Here is a 17,774-nt window from a genome sequence, read left to right on the forward strand (position 1 = left end):
CCAGCCTAAGCCCGGTGCGCTGCAAGCCGAACGGAGGCGGCTCTGGGGTGGGCAGATAATGGTCCGATGCCGAAGATCTCCGCCCCGACCGTCGCCGAGCACCGCGGCGCCCAGCGTGCGGCGCTGATCCGGGCGGCCGAGGCGGTCCTGCTCGAGGGGGGTCTCGCGACGGTGAGCCCGCGCACCGTGACCGAGCGGGCCGGCCTTGCCCGCTCGAGCTTCTACGACTACTTCCCCTCGAAGGACGATCTCCTCGTGGCTGTTGCCCTCCAGGCCTTCGACCGCTGGAACGACGAGATCTCCGCCGAGCTCGCCAAGTCGGCCCCGGGACTCGACCGGCTTCGCGCCTTTGTCGAGGCGACGCTGCGCATGACGGCCGACGGAAGACACGGCCTCGCAACGTCTTTGCGGGAGGCCGAGCTGACCCCGAAGCGCCACGAAGGCATCGACGCCCTGCATGCCGCGCTGTTCCGGCCTCTCGCGGAGACGCTCGCCGAGCTCGGGCACTCGGACGCCGCGCTGTGGATGCACCTCGCGCAGGGTGTGCTCGGCGCCGGGGTGCAGCTCGTCGAACACGGGGCGGACCACAGGACGGTGGCCGAGGCCGCCTTCCAGCTCCTGACCCACGGCCTGCCTGCCTAACAGCGGCCGCTTCTCCCGGCTCTCCCATCGCATCTAATCCGGAGCCTGCTCTCTCTTTTTGCCGACGTCGGCAACTAACTGACATACTGCCGGAATGATTCCGACAGGTAGTCGGAAAAATTCCCCTAGGAAGTGACATGTTCCTTGCTCTGCGCGAACTCAGGTTCGCCCGCGGCCGGTTCACGCTCATGGGCGCCGTGATTTCACTGATCGCCGTGCTCGTGGTCCTGCTCTCCGGCCTCTCCTCTGGCCTCGTCAACGATGGCGTCTCCGGGCTCAAGTCCCTCAGCGCCACCGCATTTGCCTTCGACAAGGGCACCATCAAGGACAATGCATTCAGCCGTTCCCTCGTGGACGGCAGGCAGCTTCAGGCCTGGAAGGCTGCCTCCGGGATCGAGCATGCTGAGCCCATGGGCGTGAGCATCGTCAACGGCGCGACGTCCTCCGGCCGCCAGGTCGATCTGACCCTCTTCGGCGTCGAGCCTGCCGGGTTCCTTGCCCCGGCCATCGCAGAGGGACACAGTCTCGGTGCCCCCGATGGGATCGTCGTCTCGTCCACCCTCAAGGCGAAAGGCGTCACAGTCGGCGATGTCGTGACCCTGGACCGGATAGGGACCAAGCTGACGGTGGCCGGGTTCACTGAAGGCCAGGCCACCTTCGGCCACGTCGACGTCGCGTACCTCCCGATCGGCACGTGGCGGCTGCTCGCCTCCAACACGGCCGCGGCGGGCGCGCCCACCCGGGCCCAGGTGGACGCGGCTGGCTACCCGTACTCGAGCGTCGTGGCACTCGAGGCGGCACCCGGACGGTCCCCCGACTACGCGGCCCTCGACGCAGGCGCGGGCACGATGACGATGTCCAAGGCCCAGGCATTCAACGCCTCCCCCGGCTACGAGGCAGAGACCCTGACGCTGAGCATGATCCAGGTCTTCCTGTACGCCATCTGCGCGCTCGTGGTCGGCGCCTTCTTCACCGTCTGGACCATCCAGCGCACCCAGGAAATCGCCGTGCTGCGCGCCATGGGCGCCTCGGGCGGGTACCTGCTGAGGGACGGCCTCGCCCAAGGCGCGATCCTCCTGCTCGGTTTCACGGCGATAGGAGTCGCCATCGGCGTCGGGTTCGGAGCCATGATCCCCGACGCCGTGCCCTTTGCGCTCGAGGCGGCTCCCATTGCCCTTGCCACCGCTCTCACTGTGGTGCTCGGTCTTCTTGGCGCGGCCGTCGCCGTCCTGCGCATCACGCGCGTCGATCCCATCACTGCCCTCGGAGGAAACCGATGACCTCGATCCCCGCATCAGACCTGCCCGTGCCCGCCCTCGAGATGTCGGACCTCGTGTTGGAGCTCGGCGACGGCGACGGCAGGGTCCGCGTCCTCGACTCGGTCAGCCTCCGGGTCGAGGCGGGCGAGTTCACCGCGATCGTCGGGCCGTCCGGTTCGGGCAAGTCCTCGCTCCTGGCGGTGGCGGGCCTGCTAGCGAAGCCGACCTCCGGCGTCGTGCGTGTCCACGGGACGGACGTCGTCGGCCTCGGGAAGGGCGCGGCGGCCCGATTCCGGCTCGCGAATATCGGCTTCGTCTTCCAGTCCGCGAACCTGATCCCCGCACTCACTGCCGCCGACCAGCTCCGTCTCGCGGGACGGCTCGCGGGCAACCGGACCGTGGACCCGAAGAGCCTGCTGGAGGCTGTGGGCATGTCCCAGAGGGCGAACCACCGCCCTGGGCGCCTCAGCGGCGGCGAGCGCCAGCGCGTTGGGATCGCGCGGGCGCTGGTCAACCGACCGAGCCTGCTCCTTGTCGACGAGCCGACGGCCGCCCTCGACCGCCGCCGCAGCCACGAGGTCGTGTCCCTCCTCGCGGACCAGGCCCGTGAGTCGGGCGCCGCCGTCGTCATGGTGACGCACGACCGGGATGTCCTCACCCAATGCGACCGGGTGCTGGAGATGTCCGACGGGCGCCTTGCCGAGGTCGGCGTGCCGGCCTGACGCGCCTGAGGTCGGCGAGCCTGCGCCGTCGGGTCCGCGCCCTCCTCAGTCGGCCCCCACCGCGCGGGCGGCCTCCGCAATGGAAGCCGCCGCGGCCTGCAGCTCGGGCACGAGGCGCGCTACCTCCGCGTCATGCCGGTTCTCCGCGGAAGAGGCCGGATCGTCGAGCCGCGCGGACAGCGCCATATTGATCGCCGCGACTGTCCGGCCGCCTGCACCGAGCACCGGGACGGCCACCGATTGAAGGCCCACCTCGAGCTCCTGGTCGACGACGGCGTACCCCGCCTCGCGGATCCGCGCGAGCTCCGCCTCGATCGCCTTGCGCGAGGTGAGCGTGCGAGGGGTCAGCGGCGCGAGGTCTGCATGGGCGAAATAGGCGTCCAGCTCCCCGGGCGCCAGCGCTGCGAGCAGGACGCGCCCCATCGAGGTCGCGTGCGCGGGGAACCGGGTTCCCGGCGAGATGCCCACGGAGATGATGCGCCGCGTGTGGATCCTCGTGAGGTAGACGATGTCCGCACCGTCAAGAACCGCTAGGGACGTCGACTCCCCGTGCCGGTGCGAGAGCTCCTCGAGGATCGGCTGGGCGAGCTCTGGGAGCGGCAGGCCGGAGAGGTACGCGTACCCGAGCTGGAGGACGAGAGGGGTCAGGGCAAAGACCCTTCCATCCGTGCGGGCATACCCGAGCTCTACGAGCGTGTGGAGGAAGCGCCGCGCCGTCGCACGTGTGAGGGAGGTTCGCGCCGCCACTTCTGAGAGGGTCATCTCCTGGTGCTCGGCGTCGAACGAGCGCACGACGGCGAGTCCCCGCGCGAGCGATTGCACGAATTGGTCGCTCGCGGTGGGGACCGGCGGGTGGACGTAGTCGACGGCGCCCGGTTCCGACTCAGCTTCTGGATCCGGACTCGGCTCCGCATCCCGCACCGATCGCCGCTCAACCACCGTCACTCCGACCAACCACCAGCACTCCGCTCTGCCATCGTCCGTTCCGTTCAGCCCGCAGCCGGGAGCAGCGGGACGTCCATGAGGGCCTCGAGCTCCTCGAACGCTACGCCGAACGTCTCCCGCACGCGCACGCCGTCGGGCGAGATGAGGAAGACGGCCTTCTCGGTGTACACGCGCGTCACGCAGCCCACGCCGGTGACCGGGTAGGTCAGCTCGGGGACGAGCTTGGCGGTCCCATCCTTCGCGATGAGGTTCATCATGACATACACGTCCTTGGCACCCGTCGCGAGGTCCATCGCGCCGCCGACGGCGGGGATCGCGTCCGGGGCGCCGGTGTGCCAGTTCGCCAGATCGCCGGTGGCGGACACCTGGAACGCGCCGAGCACGCACACATCGAGGTGGCCGCCGCGCATGATCGCGAACGAGTCGGCGTGGTGGAAGTAGCTCGCGCCCGGCAGCTCGGTCACGGGGATCTTGCCGGCGTTGATGAGGTCCTGGTCGATTTCATCGCCCACGGCCACCGGCCCCATGCCGAGCATGCCGTTCTCCGTGTGGAGCGTGATGCCCTGTTCCTCGGTCAGGTAGTTCGACACGTTGGTCGGCTGGCCGATGCCGAGGTTCACGAATGATCCCGGCTCGATGTCCTTCGCGACGAGCCGGGCCATCTCCTCACGGTTGAGGGGTGTCTCGCTCGTCTGGGGGACGGTGCTGTCCTCGATGACGCCCGGCGCAGTCTGCTCGCTCATTCGTTCAGCCCACCTTCACGATGGTGTTGACGTAGATTCCCGGGGTCACGACGTTCTCGGGGTCGAGTCCGCCCACGGGGACGATCTCGGAGACCTGGACGATGGTCTGCTTGGCTGCGGCGGCCATGATCGGGCCGAAGTTGCGCGCCGTCTTGCGGTAGACAAGGTTTCCCTTGCCATCGGCCCGAAGCGCCTTGATGAGCGCGACGTCGGCGTGGATCGCGGTCTCGAAGACCTGCCATGTGCCGTCGAGGAAGCGCGTCTCCTTGCCCTCGGCCAGCATGGTGCCGTAGCCGGTCGGCGTGAAGAACCCGCCGATGCCGGCACCCGCGGCCCGGATCCGCTCGGCCAGGTTGCCCTGCGGCACGAGCTCGAGCTCGATCTGGCCCGCGCGGTACTTCTCGTCGAAATGCCACGAGTCGCTCTGGCGCGGGAACGAGCAGATCATCTTCGCCACGCGGCCCTCCTTGATCAGGAGCGCAAGGCCCTCATCTGCCTGCCCGGCGTTGTTGTTGACCACCGTGAGGCCCGTCGCGCCGCATTCGAGCAGCGCGTCGATGAGCTCGAACGGCTGCCCGGCATTGCCGAAGCCTCCGATCATGACGGTCGAGCCGTCCTCGATGCCCGCCACGGCCTGCGCGACGGTGTCCTTGAATTCCAGCGTGTGTGCCACCGATGGACCCTTCCTCTCGGCCTATTTCGCGTTGACGTTCTCGAGCACCACGGCGAGCCCCTGGCCCACACCGATGCAGATCGCGGCTACACCCCACCGCTCTCCGCTGCGCTGAAGCGAGCGGGCGAGCGTGCCGAGGATGCGACCGCCGGACGCGCCGAGCGGGTGCCCCATCGCGATCGCACCGCCGTGCTGGTTGACGATCTCGGGGTCGATCTTCCACGCGTCCACGCAGGCGATGGACTGCGCGGCGAAGGCCTCGTTGAGCTCGACGGCGCCCACCTGGTCCCAGCCGATGCCGGCCTTCGCGAGGGCCCGGTTCGCGGCCTCGACGGGTGCGAAGCCAAAATACTGTGGCTCGTTGGCCGCAGCGCCGCGGCCCGCGATGCGTGCGATGGGAGCCAGTCCGAGCGTCCCCGCGGCGGCTTCGGAGCCGAGCAGGACCGCGGAGGCACCGTCGGAGAGCGGGGAGGCGTTGCCTGCGGTGACGGTGCCGCCGGTCGTCGTACCCGAGCGGTCGCCGTTGTCCTTGCGGAACGCGGTCTTGAGGCCGCCGAGTGACTCCGCGGAGGACCCCGCCCGGATGCCCTCGTCACGCGTCACATCGGTTCCGGGGACGGCAACGACGAGATCGTCGTAGAAGCCCTCGTTCCAGGCCTTGTCGGAAAGGGTGTGCGAGCGGGCAGCGAACTCATCCTGACGGTCGCGGCCGATCGCGAAGCGCTCGCGCAGCTGCTCGGTGGCCTCGCCGAGGGACACGGTCCACTCGGACGGCATCTCCGGGTTCACGAGGCGCCAGCCGAGCGTGGTCGAGGCGAGCGCCAGGTCCCCGGCCGGGTAGGGCTTGTCCGTCTTCGGCAGGACCCACGGCGCGCGGGACATCGACTCCACACCGCCCACCAGCATGACGTCGGCGTCGCCCACCTGGATCTGGCGCGAGGCGATCATCGCGGCGTCGAGGGACGAGCCGCACAGGCGGTTCACCGTGGTGCCGGGGATGGAGACGGGAAGGCCCGCGAGAAGCGTGGCCATCCGGGCGACGTTGCGGTTCTCCTCGCCTGCACCGTTGGCGTTGCCGAAGATCACTTCGTCGAGTGCGCCGGCTTCGAGCGCATCGGGCGTCAGGCCCGGGGCTCGGTCCACGACACTGCGGACCATGTGTGCCGCGAGGTCATCGGGGCGGACGCTTGCGAGGCCCTTGCCGAATTTGCCGAAGGGGGTGCGGATCGCGTCGTAGACGAAAGCGTCGGTCATGAGTTGCTGTCCTTGGTGTTGTGGCTGTCAACGAGGGCGTCGATGGTCTCCTGCGCGAGTTCGATCAACCCGCTTGCGGCCATGAAGTGCGTCCGGAGCAGGCTGGCGACCAGGGCCGGATTCTCGGTCGGGGCGATGTGCCCGACGTTGGGGACCTCGACGGCGACGCCGTGCTGTGCCTGGTCCGCCATCCACTGCGCCTCGGAGAGGGGGCAGACGGAGTCGAACTGTCCCGCGACGGCGAGGAACGGTACCGAGATCTCGGCGAACCGGTCCCGGACGTCGTAGGCAGCGATGGCGCGGCAGACGGCGGCGTAGCCGAAGCGGTCTGCATCCCGCAGGCTATCCAGGAGCCGTGAGGACTCGGTGGGGTGCTCTCCCAGGAAGCCGGGGGCGAACCAGATCTCGGCGGAGGGCTCGAGGCGGATTTCGGTGCCCTGCTCGGCAACGGCGTCGGCGCGTTCGGCGTAGGCCTCGGCGCCGTTGAAGCGCGGCGACGAACAGACCATGGCGAGGCTCAGGAGTCGTTCGGGGTGGCGGAGAGCCAGCTCGGCCCCGGTCGCACCGCCCACTGAATCGCCCGCGTAGTGGAAGCGGACGCCCGGCTCGATGGAGTCGACGAGCTCCACGACTGCGTCTGCCAGCTCGCCCACGCTGAACTCGGCATCCGTTGCGGCGGCCGGGGAGACACCATGGCCGGGGAGGTCCCAACCGAAGACGTCGTAGTCGCCCGCGAAAAGCTGCGCGGCGTCTTGCCACATCACGGTCGACGTCCCGAGGGAAGGCCCGAGCACCACGAGCTCCTTCTGTCCGAGCTGCTCGCGCGGACTCAGCCGCACGGCCTTGATCTTGGGCACGCTCACCTACGGGTCCTTTCCTCTTGCTCTTCCCAGTTGCCCGGCCCTCCGCAGGGTTCAGACCCCGCGGAGCTGACCACGCAACGGTCGAGACGACACATTCACGATAACTCAATGTTCGCATATTGCACAAGAGTTCGACATACGAACACATGACAGGCGAGACAGAGCTCGGCCTGATGACCCAGCCCGAGGGACCGAAGGATCGGTGCCGGGAGCGCGCGGAGCCGCCGGGACCAACGGCACTCCCCTCCGCCCCCGCACCTCCCGACCATGGAAGGACAGGCACCCACCCCAGGAGGCACACATGTCCGAGCACGAGTACAAGCACACGTACACGATCGACATCAGCGCACCGGTCCACGCGGTCTTCGAGCACTGCCGCGACCCGCGCAACATGTTCGCCGGCCACCCCAAGATCCACGTCGACGATGCGACCGTGACCCCTGAGGGCGTCGGGACGGTGGCGCACGTCCGGAACCAGACCATGCCGGTCACGGAGTACGTCACCCACGAGTTCGTCACCTTCGTCCCCGACCAGCAGATCGTCATCAACTCACATCTCAAGCTGCTCAACAGGGACCTCAAGCAGCACGTCGGCTGGACCTGGAACTTCGTGCCCGAAGGCGAGGGAACGCGGCTGAACGTGCACTTCGAGAACACGGACATCACGTGGATCGAAGAGGTAATGATGAACACGGTTGCCGAGAAGGGCTGGGCCCACACGGTCAACGGCTGGCTCGAGCACATCAAGACCGAGGTCGAGAAGGAATCCGCCGCGGCCCAGTAGCCGTGCGCAGATGAGCCCATGCCGTATCGCCAGTCGCTCCACATCGAGGCCCCGGTCGAGAAGGTGTTCGACGCCTTCCGGGACCCGCGCACCTGGCGGGACGTCGCGGCGTCGGGCGTGAGCTTCGGCGACACGCACTGCACCCCGGAGGGCCTCGGGACCCACTACACGTGGACCGCGAACCTCGCAGGCATTCGTCTCCACGGCTTCAACGTGTACATCGAGTTCGTCCCCAACCGGCGGATCACCGACCGCAGTTCGCTCTCCCTCGAAGGGACGTGGACGTACGAGTTCGAGCCGGAGGGGTCCGGTACAAGGCTCACGATGGAGAACCGATCCGGCGGCCTGTGGCGGCTCTGGCCCCTCGAGCCGCTCCTGGCGCGGGCGACCGCGGCATCCCACGGGCCGGTGTTCGAGAAGGTCAAAGCGAAGCTGGAGTCGGGCCAGTAGAGTCGGGCCGGTAGAGTCGGGCCGGTAGAGTCGCGGCGTGAGCCAACCCGTCCGCGTCCCCTACGGCCCGCATCCCGATCAGTGGGGCGACTTGTACCTGCCGTCCCCCGCCGCGCACGACCGCGCGTGGCGCGGCGTCGTCGTCGTGATCCACGGCGGGTACTGGCGCGACCGGTACACCGCTGACCTCGGCGCGCCGGTCGCCGAGGATCTCGCCGCGCACGGCTTCGCGGCGTGGAACCTCGAGTACCGGCGCGCCAAGTCTGACCTGCCAGACGGCACACGCACGGCGGGCGACGGCGGGTGGCCGACCACGTTCCACGACGTCGCCGCCGGGATCGACCGCCTCGACGATATCGCGGGCCTGGGTGCGCTCACGGATGACGACGCCGCGCGCCTCGGGCGGCTCGTCGCGGCGGGGCAGGTGGTCGGTCTGGGCCATTCGGCGGGAGGCCATCTGGCGGTGTGGGCCGCCGGACGCCACCGGCTCCCACCTGACGCGCCGGGCGCTCCCGCGAAAGGCGGGCGGCCCCGGGTGCGGTTGCGCGGCGTCGTGAGCCAGGCGGGGGTGCTGAGCCTCGCAGCGGCAGACGAGCTGGGGCTGAGCAACCATGCCGCGCGGAATCTCATGGGCGGATCGTCAGCAGACTCGCCCGAGCTCGCGCGGGCCTTCGCCCTCGCAGACCCGCAGCGGGCGCTGCCCATCGGCGTGCCGGTCCACGCCGTGCACTCCCCCGACGACGACGCCGTCCCGTTCGCGCTGTCCGCGGGCTACGTCGCCGAGGCCCGCGCTGCCGGCGACCCCGCGCTGCTGCACGAGACCACCGGCGACCACTTCGCCATCATCGACCCCGCCCACGAGGCGTACCGCCTGTGCCGACGGCTCGTGGGCGAGCTCCTTGACTCCCAGCAACTTCCCAGTATCTGAACGTAGCCTCCACGCCATTGGGAGGCGCAGTGGCTCCCGCCTGCCGCAGAGGAGCCCGCCGCATGTCCCACGAGCCGCCGTTCATCCCCGTGCCGCCTACCTACCCTTCGGCGCATTACCCGTTGCCGCAGCACCCGTTGCCGCAGCACCCTGTAGCGATGCAGCTCCGGCCCGAGGACGCTGGAAAGTCCGAGCGCTGGCGGCTCGTCCTGGGCTGCTCGGCGGCGGTCCTCGCCCTGCTCGCCGGGTACTACGCCTACCTGAACATCGCAGGCGTCATGCGCGCAGTAGGTTCAATCCAAGGCCGAGGGGGCACCGTGGCGCCCGGCTCGCTGGCCGTCGCCCTCGCAATCATCGGAGCCTACTGCCTCATGGCGCTCGCGTACGCGGCGGTCGGGACATGGAACATCGTGCAGCGGCGGAGCACCGCGCGGGCGCCCCTCGTGACTGCAATAGTGGTGGGCTCGATCGGACTGGTGCTGACCCTCGCCGAGGTCATCACGTCCGGGATCGCGGGACACCCCACCCATATCGCAGGAATCGGGCTGAGCGCGCTCATCATCGGGCGGGCGGTCATCGTCCTGCGCATCAAGCCCGTCCCGGCGTGGCCCGCCGCGGCCGTGGAGTACGCGGCGGACCACTGACCGCCCCAGCCGTCACGTGACGCCCGGGCCGTCCGGGGCGTGAAGACGCGCCGTTATCGGCCTTCCGCCCGACGGGCGTCGCGCGTCACCGCCAGAATTCGGCGATCCGCCCGGCGAGCGTTCGGCCCTGATCGTAGCCTCCCCGCGCCGCCTGCAGACGCGTTGACGGATCCAACGCCTTCGCGTTGAACACGTCGCCAGCGCCGCCGTCCGGAAAGACGGACTCGACCCTGCTGCCCGCCGCGCGCAGTTCGTCGACCTGGGTTGCGAGATCCATGCCCCACTCGTGCGGGTGGCGCGACCCGCCGCTGAACGGCGAGAGGACCAGCACCCGACCGTACCCGGCCGCCAGATCGACGTTGTCGTTCCGGCGGTACCCGCCGTCGAGGTAGCGGCTCTGGCCGACGCGGTAGGGCGTCATCGGCGAGGTGCTGGCGGCGACGGCGTCGACCAGAGCGATTCCGCTGTGGCGGTCGAACACCGCTGGCTCCCCCGTCTGCGCATCGACCGCCACGATCAGCACATGCTTCTGCGGCCAGTGCTGGCTGGGAAGCCGGGCCGCGACGACGTCGCGCCAGCGCGCGCTGCCAGCCCCGTCGGAAGCATCCAGCTCGAGCGCCGCGGCGCCCATCCGGCGGCGCATGTCGCGGGCATCCTTTGCCGAGCCGATGATTGCCTGGGACCACTCCATGTAGTTCGGCCCCGACGGAGCCGGAGCGCGCCCCTTGTCGGATCCGGCGCCGGCGGGACGTGGCTGGGGCCCCGCGGCGAGGATCGCGGCATACAGTTCGGCCGGCCGCGTCCCGCTCGTGATCTGGGCAGCCACCGTCGACCCGGACGACGTGCCGATCATGAGATCGGCCTCGGTGAGATCGACGCCGGCTTCGGCCAGACCGGCGATGAGGCCGAGTTGCCACGCATTGCCTGCTGCTCCGCCGCCTGCGAGGACCAAGGCCCGCTGGTGTGAGTTCTCCGGCGAGCTGATGGCATCAGCGTGCTGGTCCGGTATCGGCCCGTTGCCGGGACGGTGTGTGCGCGCCATCGCAGGGCCATCGGGAGTCGCCGGTGGGCTGATGCGCGGAGTAGAAGAAGGTGTTGCGTCCATGGGAGTCGCCTTTCGCGAAGTGCCTGCCTGGCGCTCCCTGTGGCGACTACGTCAGTCGCGCGATCGTGGACTGCAGGGGAGCGCCCACTGTGGATACTGCGTACATGGGTCTCACCTCCTGCCGATAGGTCACGATCACGGGAATGATCGCACGCAGCCGGCGCGGTGCGCAACCGCCGGGGCGACGGGCAAGGGGCGGCCGACAGTCCGCTGGCATCATGGGCGCGTGAGCATCCTCAAGTCCGTGGTCCTGTTCGTCCTCGCCGCCGCGGCCGAGATCGGCGGTGCGTGGCTCGTGTGGCAGTCGGTCCGTGAGGGCAGGCCATGGTGGTGGGCGGGGCTCGGGGTGGCTGCGCTCGGGATCTACGGGTTCGTCGCGACCTTCCAGCCCGACGCCCACTTCGGCCGGATTCTTGCCGCGTACGGCGGTGTCTTCGTGGCCGGTTCCCTCGCGTGGGGCATGATCGTGGACGGCTTCAGGCCGGACCGCTGGGACGTGATCGGCGCTGTGGTATGTCTCGCGGGCGTCGTCGTCATCATGTTCGCGCCGCGCGCCTCGGCCTGACGGACGGACCCTCTCCGCGGGGGTCAGATGAACGGGCGCGTCAGAGGAAGCTGCAGATCTCCCCGGCGTCGCACGACGACGGATTGGCGGCCGCGGCTGCGACGTGCACGGTCGCGACGGCAGCACGCAATGCCGTGAGCTCGGCAATCTGCGCGTCGAGGGCCTCCAGATGCCGAGCCAATGCCTTCGCAACGTGCCCACACGGCGCCTCGCCGGCGTCGCGCACCTCGAGCAGGTCCTCGATCTGGGCGAGAGTCAGCCCGGCCGCACGGCCTCGGCGGATGAACCCGATGCGCCCGACCACCTCGGGCTCATAGTCCCTGTACCCGTTCGCCCCGCGCTCCGGATCGGACAGGAGCCCGCGGGACTCGTAGAACCTCAGCGTCTTGGTGCTCACACCTGCGGCCGCCGCAGCCTCGCCAATGCGCATCCCAGCCTCCTCAGCGCCCGGACCTGACCTTCCACCCGGGCTTGACCTTCCAGTATAGGGGAAGGTCCACACTGGCGGCATGACGAACTACGACTACGATCTGGCGATCATCGGCTCCGGCGGAGGGGCCTTCTCAGCGGCGATCCGCGCCACAGGCCTGGGCAAACGCGTCCTCATGGTCGAGCGGGGGACCATCGGCGGGACCTGCGTCAACACCGGGTGCGTGCCCTCGAAGGCGCTCCTTGCGGCCGCCGAAGCGAGGCACACGGCCGCCGACGCAGCGGGCAGGTTCCCCGGTATCGGTTCCTCCGCTGGCCCCGTGGACATGGGCGCACTCATCGCGGGCAAGCAGGCCCTCGTCGAGTCGATGCGGCAGGAGAAGTACGTGGACCTCGCCGCCGACTACGGCTGGGATGTGATCCAGGGAGGGGCCTCCTTCTCGGGCACCCCCGGCGAGCCGGTGCTGACCATCACGCACGACGGCGGCGCGCTCGCCTCGGTCGAGGCGCGCTCCTCTGTCACGGCCCAGCACTACCTCGTCGCAACGGGGTCCTCGCCGTGGATCCCCCCGATCGAGGGCCTGCCCGAAGTGGACTACCTGACCTCGACCACGGCGATGGAGCTCAGCGAGATCCCCGAGTCCCTCCTCGTCCTCGGCGGCGGGTACGTCGCGCTCGAGATGGCCCAGCTGTTCGCGCGTCTTGGGACGAGGGTGACGATGCTCGTGCGCAGCCGCCTTGCCTCGCACGAGGAGCCCGAGGCGTCGCGGGCGCTCATGGGCGTCTTCGCGGACGAGGGCATCCACGTGGTCCGTCGCGCCGCCGTCGCCTCGGTGCGCACTGATCCCCTCACGGGCGAGGTGGTCGCCGTCGCCGAGGTGGGCAGCATCGGGGCCAAGGAGCCGCAGGAGTTCCGGGCCGCGCGGGTCCTCGTCGCGATGGGCCGCAGGCCCGTGACTCGAGCGCTGAACCTCAAGCAGGTCGGCGTCGAGACCGGCGAGTCCGGGGAGATCGTCGTGGACAGCACCCTCGCCACCACGAATCCCCGCGTCTGGGCCGCCGGAGACGTCACGGGACACCCAGAGTTCGTCTACGTCGCGGCCCACCACGGGGCGCTCGCGGTCGAGAACGCCTTCACGGGCGCTGGCCGCACCGTGGACTATCGGCATCTCCCCCGTGTCACGTTCACCTCCCCGGCGCTCGGCGCCGTCGGCCTGACGGACAAGCAGGCGCGCGAGTCCGGGTACCGGTGCGAGTGCCGCGTGCTGCCGCTCGAGTACGTGCCTCGCGCGATCGTGAACAGGGACACGCGGGGGTTCATCAAGATCGTCGCCGAGGCGGCCACGGGGAAGATCCTAGGCGTCACCGCCGTGGCAAAGGACGCCGGAGAGCTGGCCGCCGCCGGTGTGTACCTCCTCGAGGCGGGCATGACCGTCGACCAGGTGGCGGCCATGTGGAGCCCGTACCTGACGATGGCGGAGGGGATCCGGATCGCCGCGCAGTCCTACACGGCGGACGTCTCGCGGCTCTCCTGCTGCGCCGTGTGAGGATGCGGCTGCCCGCGGCGGCGTGCCGCAGGCCGTGGCCGTGCCCCCGCTCAGAAGCTGGAATTCCGCGCGAGTCCGAGGAGCTGGTCCTTCGTCTGATCCGCCGTGGGCCCGGTCGGGGAGATGAGGACCTGGGCAACGAAGATCGCCATGTTCTGGCCCTTGGCGACCTCGAGCATGAGGATGGTGATCGGCACGTCGCCGACGGGCCGCAGGGACTTCGGCCCCGCAGCCTCCGACCTCGTCACGAGGATGGCCTTGTCCCCCACGCCCTCGATCGACTGGCCGTCAGGGGGCAGCGCACCTGTGAGCATAGATGCCCCGCCTTGGTGGTACTCGATCGAGAAGATGAGCGAGTCCGGACCGGGGGTGCCCAAGGCGCCGAACGTGTAGCGGCAGCTTCCCTCGCCCGGGAGCGTCTCCGGCGTGGTCGTCGCGCCGAAGGCCTGCTTCACGGCATCGGCCGTCGCGATGGCGCACACGGGATTGTTCGTCGACGCCTGTGGGCCCACGGCCGGCGCGGACGGGACACTGAGCGCGCTGCCGTTGCCCCATCCGGCGTCGACAAGGGCCTGGGAAAGGGCTCGGGCCGTGGCGTTTCCGTCGGGGGCGGGAGTTCCCGCATCCATGGGTGGCATGGCCAGATAGCGGAAGTCGAGGGACTCGTTGCCGCGCACCGCCATGAGGATCGTGTTCGCCGACGCCGAGGGTTCGCCGCGGAAGTATCCCGTCCACTGGAAGCATGCGAAGTCGCCGATACCGGTCACCGGCGCGCAGTCGGGCGTCTTCTTCGCCGCGGCGATGTCCGCCGCCGAGGCCGGCGTGGTCAGCGCAACCGAAAGGCCGTTTCCCTTGACGGACCTGCTGTAGTAGCCGCACCCATAGGCGCCGCTGCCGCCCGGCCTCGCCGGCGAATTCGACATCGGCACTTGGCCTGGGTCGACCTTGGCGGCGATCGCCGGGGTGATGAGGTCGCATGCCGGGTTGCCGCCGCTCGAGGACGAGGACGACGCGGGGTTGTCGGCGCTCGAGGAGGATGAGGATGAGGACGACGTCGTCGGCCCGCTCTGACCGCACCCTGCGAGCAGGAGGGCGAGCGTCCCGACGAGTACGACTCCTGCCCTGGGCAACAGGATCCGATGAGCGCGCATGGCTGTTCTCCGCTCTCCGTGGGGCCGCCCGACAGGCTGCCGGACACCTTGACGGTACGGACCCCATGTGCCCGCGAATAGAGGCGATGTGCCCCGGCCCCCGCGCATCCGGCCCTTGCACGAGCCGCGCGCAGAGAGTAGGCAGGGAGGACCCACCTACCGCAAGGAGTCCCACCATGCGCTACCGCAAGCTCGGCAGTTCCGACCTTGAGGTCTCGGAGATCTCGCTCGGCTCGTGGCTCACGTTCTCGGGCGGCATCGAGGAGGAGCAGACCCGCGCGTGCACGGAGGCCGCGTTCGACGCCGGGATCAACTTCTTCGACACCGCGAACGTCTACGGCCGCGGAGCGTCCGAAACAGCGTGGGGCGAGATCCTCTCGAAGCACCCACGCGGCTCGTACATCCTCGCAACGAAGGTGAACGGCCAGATGTCAGACGACCCGGCGGACCGTGGCCTCTCCCCCGCGCAGATCGCCAAGCAGATCGACGCCTCGCTCACGCGGCTCCAGACGGACCACGTGGACCTGTACCAGGCTCACCGCTTCGACACCGCCGTTCCGATCGAGGACACCGTCGAGGCCTTACAGAAGGTGGTCGAGCAGGGCAAGGCCCGCTATCTTGGCTTCAGCGAGTGGACCCCAGAGCAGATTCAGGCCGCGATCGACCTCGCCGGGCCGGGGCTCTTCGTCTCATCGCAGCCGCAGTACTCGATGCTGTGGCAGGCGCCCGAGGCGGAGGTCTTCCCGCTGTGCACAGCCAATGACATCTCGCAGATCGTCTGGTCCCCGCTCGCGCAGGGCGTGCTCACGGGCAAGTACAAGCCGGGCCAGGGGATCCCCGAGGACAGCCGCTTCGCGAGCGACTCCATGAACATGGCCAAGGACCTCCTCCTCAACGACGCGATCCTCGATGCCGTGCAGCGTCTCCTGCCGATTGCCGACGGCGCGGGGCTGAGCCTCCCGACCATGGCCCTCGCGTGGGTGCTCCGCCGCACCGAGCTCGCCTCTGCGATCACCGGCGCGTCTCGCCCGGAGCAGGTGCACACGAATGCGGAGGCTTCCGGCATCGGGCTCACCGACGACGTCCTCGCGGCGATCGACGAGGCCCTCGGCGATGTCCCGGTCAAGAAGCCGACCCTCGCCCCGGGCGCACAGGCTGGCGTGCTGCACCGCGCGTGAGTGCTGGAGGCGAGTGCGCGCCGTCGCCCGAAGCGACGCGTAAGTGCTGGAGGCGAGTGCGCGCCGTCGCCCGAAGCGGCGCGTGAGCGAAGGAGGCGAGCGCCCGCCGTCGCCCGCCGCGGCGGGACGCTATCTCGTGATCCAGGTGCGCGTCACGCCCAGCACGCGCTCGCCGTCGAGATCGGCGAGGGAGGCGCCCACAAAGCGGACCGCGGCCTCGGAGGTCTGCCAGCGGAAGCGGTATGCGGCCGACGTCGCGGCGTCCGCGATCGCGGCCCCTGCCTCCTGCGCCGACTGGGCGCCGGCGAACGCGCCCGACGAGCGCGAGAGGTAGGCCTCGAGGGGCGCGCCGTACGCGCCGACGTGGGCCGGCCGCTCGACGTTCGCGACGAACTCGCTCGCCACGGCCGCCGGTTCGACGATGCTCACCTGCACGCCGAATTGCTCGGCGACCGGCGCGAGGGACTGCATGAAGCCCTCGACGGCGAACTTCGCGCCGCAGTACGCGTCGGCGAAGGGCTGGCCGACGGCGCCGCCAACACTCGTGACCGTCACGATCCGTCCGTGGCCGCGGTCCCGCATCCCGGGCAGCACGAGCTTGGCCAGATGCACGGGCGCGAGGTAGTTGACCTCGAGCTGGTCCCGGATCACGTCCATACCGAGCTGCTCAGCGGTGCCCACACAGCCCCTGCCGGCGTTGTTGACCAGCACGTCGATCCGGCCGTGGTCGGCGACCACGGCGGCAACGAGGGCCTCCGCCGCGGGGTGGTCGACGACGTCGAGCGCCCGGAGGTCAAGCTCGACGCCAGCCTCCGCCGCGGCCGCGCGGAGTGCGTCGGCCCGGGTGAGGTCACGCATGGTCGCGACCACGGTGAGGCCCCTGCGGGCGAGTTCGACGGCGGCGTGCAGCCCCATCCCGGACGAGGTTCCTGTGACGAGCGCGACATCAGACATGGCGCCACACTACGCCGGTCACGTGGTCAGGCGCCGCTGCGCACGGGCTCACCGATCCGCTCGGTCGCGGCCCAGCTCGCGAGGAGCTTGAGGGATTCCTCGGACGGCGAGCCGGGCACGGCCGGGTAGACGGTCAGGGTCAGCCCGGGGTCCTCCTCGAGGGCGAGCGCCTCGAACACCATCTCGAGCTCGCCGACCACGGGATGCCGGAAGTGCTTGCGGCCCGAGTAGTGCCGCCGGACGTTGTGGCGGGCCCACAGCGAGGCGAACTCCGCGCTGCGCGTGGACAGCTCGCCCACGAGGTCCGCGAGGCCCTTGTCGTGCGGATTGCGGCCCGACTCGGTCCGCAGGAGCGCCACGTTGTTGTTCGCCGCGAGGTTCCAGTCGGGGTAGAACTCCCGGGCACGGGTGTCCAGGAAGATGAACCGGGAGTGGTTCGCCGGGCGGGCGGGGACGCCCAGCGTCTGGCGGGCCGCGCCGTCGTACATCTGGGAGTAGAGCGCGAAGCCGAGCCGGTTGGCGGCGAGGATGTCCATGCGCCCGTTGCGCACGAACGCCGGCGCGCCGGTGATGGCGTCGAGCATGAACTGCACACTCGGCCGGACCGCCTGGCGGGACGCGCGCGGGCGGGACCGCGAAGGGCCCGCGTTGCGGGCGAGGTCGAAGAGGTGGTCGCGCTCGGCGTCGTCGAGCTGGAGGGCGCGGGCAAGCGCCTCGAGGATGCCCTCCGAGACCCCCGCGAGGTTCCCTCGCTCGAGCCGCGTGTAGTACTCCACGCTGACCCCCGCGAGCAGCGCAGCCTCCTCGCGCCTGAGGCCCGGCACGCGCCGGTTCGTGCCGTAGACCGTGAGTCCGGCCTGCTCCGGAGTGATCTTCGCCCGACGGGTCGCGAGGAAGTCGCGGACCTCCTCGCGGTTCTCTGCTGCCATGGATCCACG

At 70.0% G+C, this 17,774-nt stretch carries 20 protein-coding genes; 10 read left to right on the forward strand and 10 right to left on the reverse strand.

What is annotated here, in order from left to right:
* Window positions 1-66: 66 nt before the first annotated feature.
* The 3 genes from RBS60_RS04080 to RBS60_RS04090 all read left to right on the forward strand — a co-directional run bounded on the left by RBS60_RS04080 (window position 67) and on the right by RBS60_RS04090 (window position 2,623).
* Window positions 67-642, forward strand: coding sequence for a TetR/AcrR family transcriptional regulator (locus RBS60_RS04080; protein ID WP_307956245.1), 576 nt, complete (start codon window positions 67-69; stop codon window positions 640-642).
* A 137-nt stretch (window positions 643-779) separates the two neighbouring features.
* Entirely contained in the window at window positions 780-1,922 is a 1,143-nt protein-coding gene (locus RBS60_RS04085) for an ABC transporter permease (protein ID WP_307956246.1), read from the forward strand.
* Window positions 1,919-2,623, forward strand: coding sequence for an ABC transporter ATP-binding protein (locus tag RBS60_RS04090; protein WP_307956247.1), 705 nt, complete (start codon window positions 1,919-1,921; stop codon window positions 2,621-2,623). The genes RBS60_RS04085 and RBS60_RS04090 overlap by 4 nt, the downstream gene beginning before the upstream one ends.
* Before the next feature lie 45 nt (window positions 2,624-2,668).
* Here the strand turns inward: RBS60_RS04090 and RBS60_RS04095 are convergent, their stop codons facing one another.
* The 5 genes from RBS60_RS04095 to RBS60_RS04115 form a co-directional block, all read right to left on the reverse strand.
* Window positions 2,669-3,445 carry an IclR family transcriptional regulator C-terminal domain-containing protein gene (locus tag RBS60_RS04095; RefSeq protein ID WP_307956397.1) on the reverse strand — a complete coding sequence of 259 codons (777 nt, stop codon included), beginning with the start codon at window positions 3,443-3,445 and terminating at the stop codon, window positions 2,669-2,671.
* Window positions 3,446-3,612: 167 nt separating this feature from the next.
* The gene (locus RBS60_RS04100) at window positions 3,613-4,311 is read right to left on the reverse strand and encodes a 3-oxoacid CoA-transferase subunit B (protein ID WP_307956248.1); all 699 of its coding nucleotides are present in this window, start codon (window positions 4,309-4,311) and stop codon (window positions 3,613-3,615) included.
* A 4-nt stretch (window positions 4,312-4,315) separates the two neighbouring features.
* Window positions 4,316-4,984, reverse strand: a complete 669-nt coding sequence (locus tag RBS60_RS04105; protein WP_307956249.1) for a 3-oxoacid CoA-transferase subunit A — start codon at window positions 4,982-4,984, stop codon at window positions 4,316-4,318.
* A 21-nt stretch (window positions 4,985-5,005) separates the two neighbouring features.
* Window positions 5,006-6,238 carry a thiolase family protein gene (locus RBS60_RS04110; protein ID WP_307956250.1) on the reverse strand — a complete coding sequence of 411 codons (1,233 nt, stop codon included), beginning with the start codon at window positions 6,236-6,238 and terminating at the stop codon, window positions 5,006-5,008.
* A complete protein-coding gene (locus RBS60_RS04115) occupies window positions 6,235-7,101 on the reverse strand; it encodes an alpha/beta fold hydrolase (protein WP_307956251.1) in 867 nt (288 codons plus the stop codon). The genes RBS60_RS04110 and RBS60_RS04115 overlap by 4 nt, the downstream gene beginning before the upstream one ends.
* Before the next feature lie 301 nt (window positions 7,102-7,402).
* On the opposite strand from RBS60_RS04115, the gene RBS60_RS04120 reads away from it, so the two are divergent.
* The 4 genes from RBS60_RS04120 to RBS60_RS04135 all read left to right on the forward strand — a co-directional run bounded on the left by RBS60_RS04120 (window position 7,403) and on the right by RBS60_RS04135 (window position 9,907).
* A complete protein-coding gene (locus RBS60_RS04120; protein WP_307956252.1) occupies window positions 7,403-7,885 on the forward strand; it encodes an SRPBCC family protein in 483 nt (160 codons plus the stop codon).
* An 18-nt stretch (window positions 7,886-7,903) separates the two neighbouring features.
* Complete coding sequence (locus RBS60_RS04125; protein WP_307956253.1) at window positions 7,904-8,335, forward strand: SRPBCC family protein; 432 nt, start codon at window positions 7,904-7,906, stop codon at window positions 8,333-8,335.
* 37 nt (window positions 8,336-8,372) lie between these two features.
* Complete coding sequence (locus RBS60_RS04130) at window positions 8,373-9,263, forward strand: alpha/beta hydrolase (RefSeq protein WP_307956254.1); 891 nt, start codon at window positions 8,373-8,375, stop codon at window positions 9,261-9,263.
* Between the two features lie 62 nt (window positions 9,264-9,325).
* The gene (locus RBS60_RS04135) at window positions 9,326-9,907 is read left to right on the forward strand and encodes a hypothetical protein (RefSeq protein WP_307956255.1); all 582 of its coding nucleotides are present in this window, start codon (window positions 9,326-9,328) and stop codon (window positions 9,905-9,907) included.
* Window positions 9,908-9,992: 85 nt separating this feature from the next.
* Here the strand turns inward: RBS60_RS04135 and RBS60_RS04140 are convergent, their stop codons facing one another.
* A complete protein-coding gene (locus RBS60_RS04140; protein ID WP_307956256.1) occupies window positions 9,993-10,949 on the reverse strand; it encodes a patatin-like phospholipase family protein in 957 nt (318 codons plus the stop codon).
* Window positions 10,950-11,238: 289 nt separating this feature from the next.
* Between RBS60_RS04140 and RBS60_RS04145 the strand changes: the two genes are divergently transcribed.
* Window positions 11,239-11,577, forward strand: coding sequence for a YnfA family protein (locus RBS60_RS04145; protein ID WP_307956257.1), 339 nt, complete (start codon window positions 11,239-11,241; stop codon window positions 11,575-11,577).
* A 40-nt stretch (window positions 11,578-11,617) separates the two neighbouring features.
* Here RBS60_RS04145 and RBS60_RS04150 read toward each other — a convergent pair whose 3' ends face one another.
* A complete protein-coding gene (locus RBS60_RS04150) occupies window positions 11,618-12,007 on the reverse strand; it encodes a heavy metal-responsive transcriptional regulator (RefSeq protein WP_307956258.1) in 390 nt (129 codons plus the stop codon).
* 79 nt (window positions 12,008-12,086) lie between these two features.
* Between RBS60_RS04150 and merA the strand changes: the two genes are divergently transcribed.
* Window positions 12,087-13,553, forward strand: coding sequence for a mercury(II) reductase (merA, locus tag RBS60_RS04155; RefSeq protein ID WP_307956259.1), 1,467 nt, complete (start codon window positions 12,087-12,089; stop codon window positions 13,551-13,553).
* Window positions 13,554-13,603: 50 nt separating this feature from the next.
* On the opposite strand, the gene RBS60_RS04160 is transcribed toward merA, so the two are convergent.
* Window positions 13,604-14,704 carry a hypothetical protein gene (locus RBS60_RS04160; protein ID WP_307956260.1) on the reverse strand — a complete coding sequence of 367 codons (1,101 nt, stop codon included), beginning with the start codon at window positions 14,702-14,704 and terminating at the stop codon, window positions 13,604-13,606.
* Between the two features lie 176 nt (window positions 14,705-14,880).
* Between RBS60_RS04160 and RBS60_RS04165 the strand changes: the two genes are divergently transcribed.
* Window positions 14,881-15,882, forward strand: coding sequence for an aldo/keto reductase family protein (locus RBS60_RS04165; protein WP_307956261.1), 1,002 nt, complete (start codon window positions 14,881-14,883; stop codon window positions 15,880-15,882).
* Between the two features lie 129 nt (window positions 15,883-16,011).
* On the opposite strand, the gene RBS60_RS04170 is transcribed toward RBS60_RS04165, so the two are convergent.
* Complete coding sequence (locus RBS60_RS04170) at window positions 16,012-16,836, reverse strand: SDR family NAD(P)-dependent oxidoreductase (RefSeq protein WP_307956262.1); 825 nt, start codon at window positions 16,834-16,836, stop codon at window positions 16,012-16,014.
* 26 nt (window positions 16,837-16,862) lie between these two features.
* A complete protein-coding gene (locus tag RBS60_RS04175) occupies window positions 16,863-17,765 on the reverse strand; it encodes a helix-turn-helix transcriptional regulator (RefSeq protein WP_307956263.1) in 903 nt (300 codons plus the stop codon).
* Between the last annotated feature and the right edge of the window lie 9 nt (window positions 17,766-17,774).

This window comes from Sinomonas sp. ASV486 (genome assembly GCF_030908215.1).
GTDB lineage: Bacteria > Actinomycetota > Actinomycetes > Actinomycetales > Micrococcaceae > Sinomonas > Sinomonas puerhi.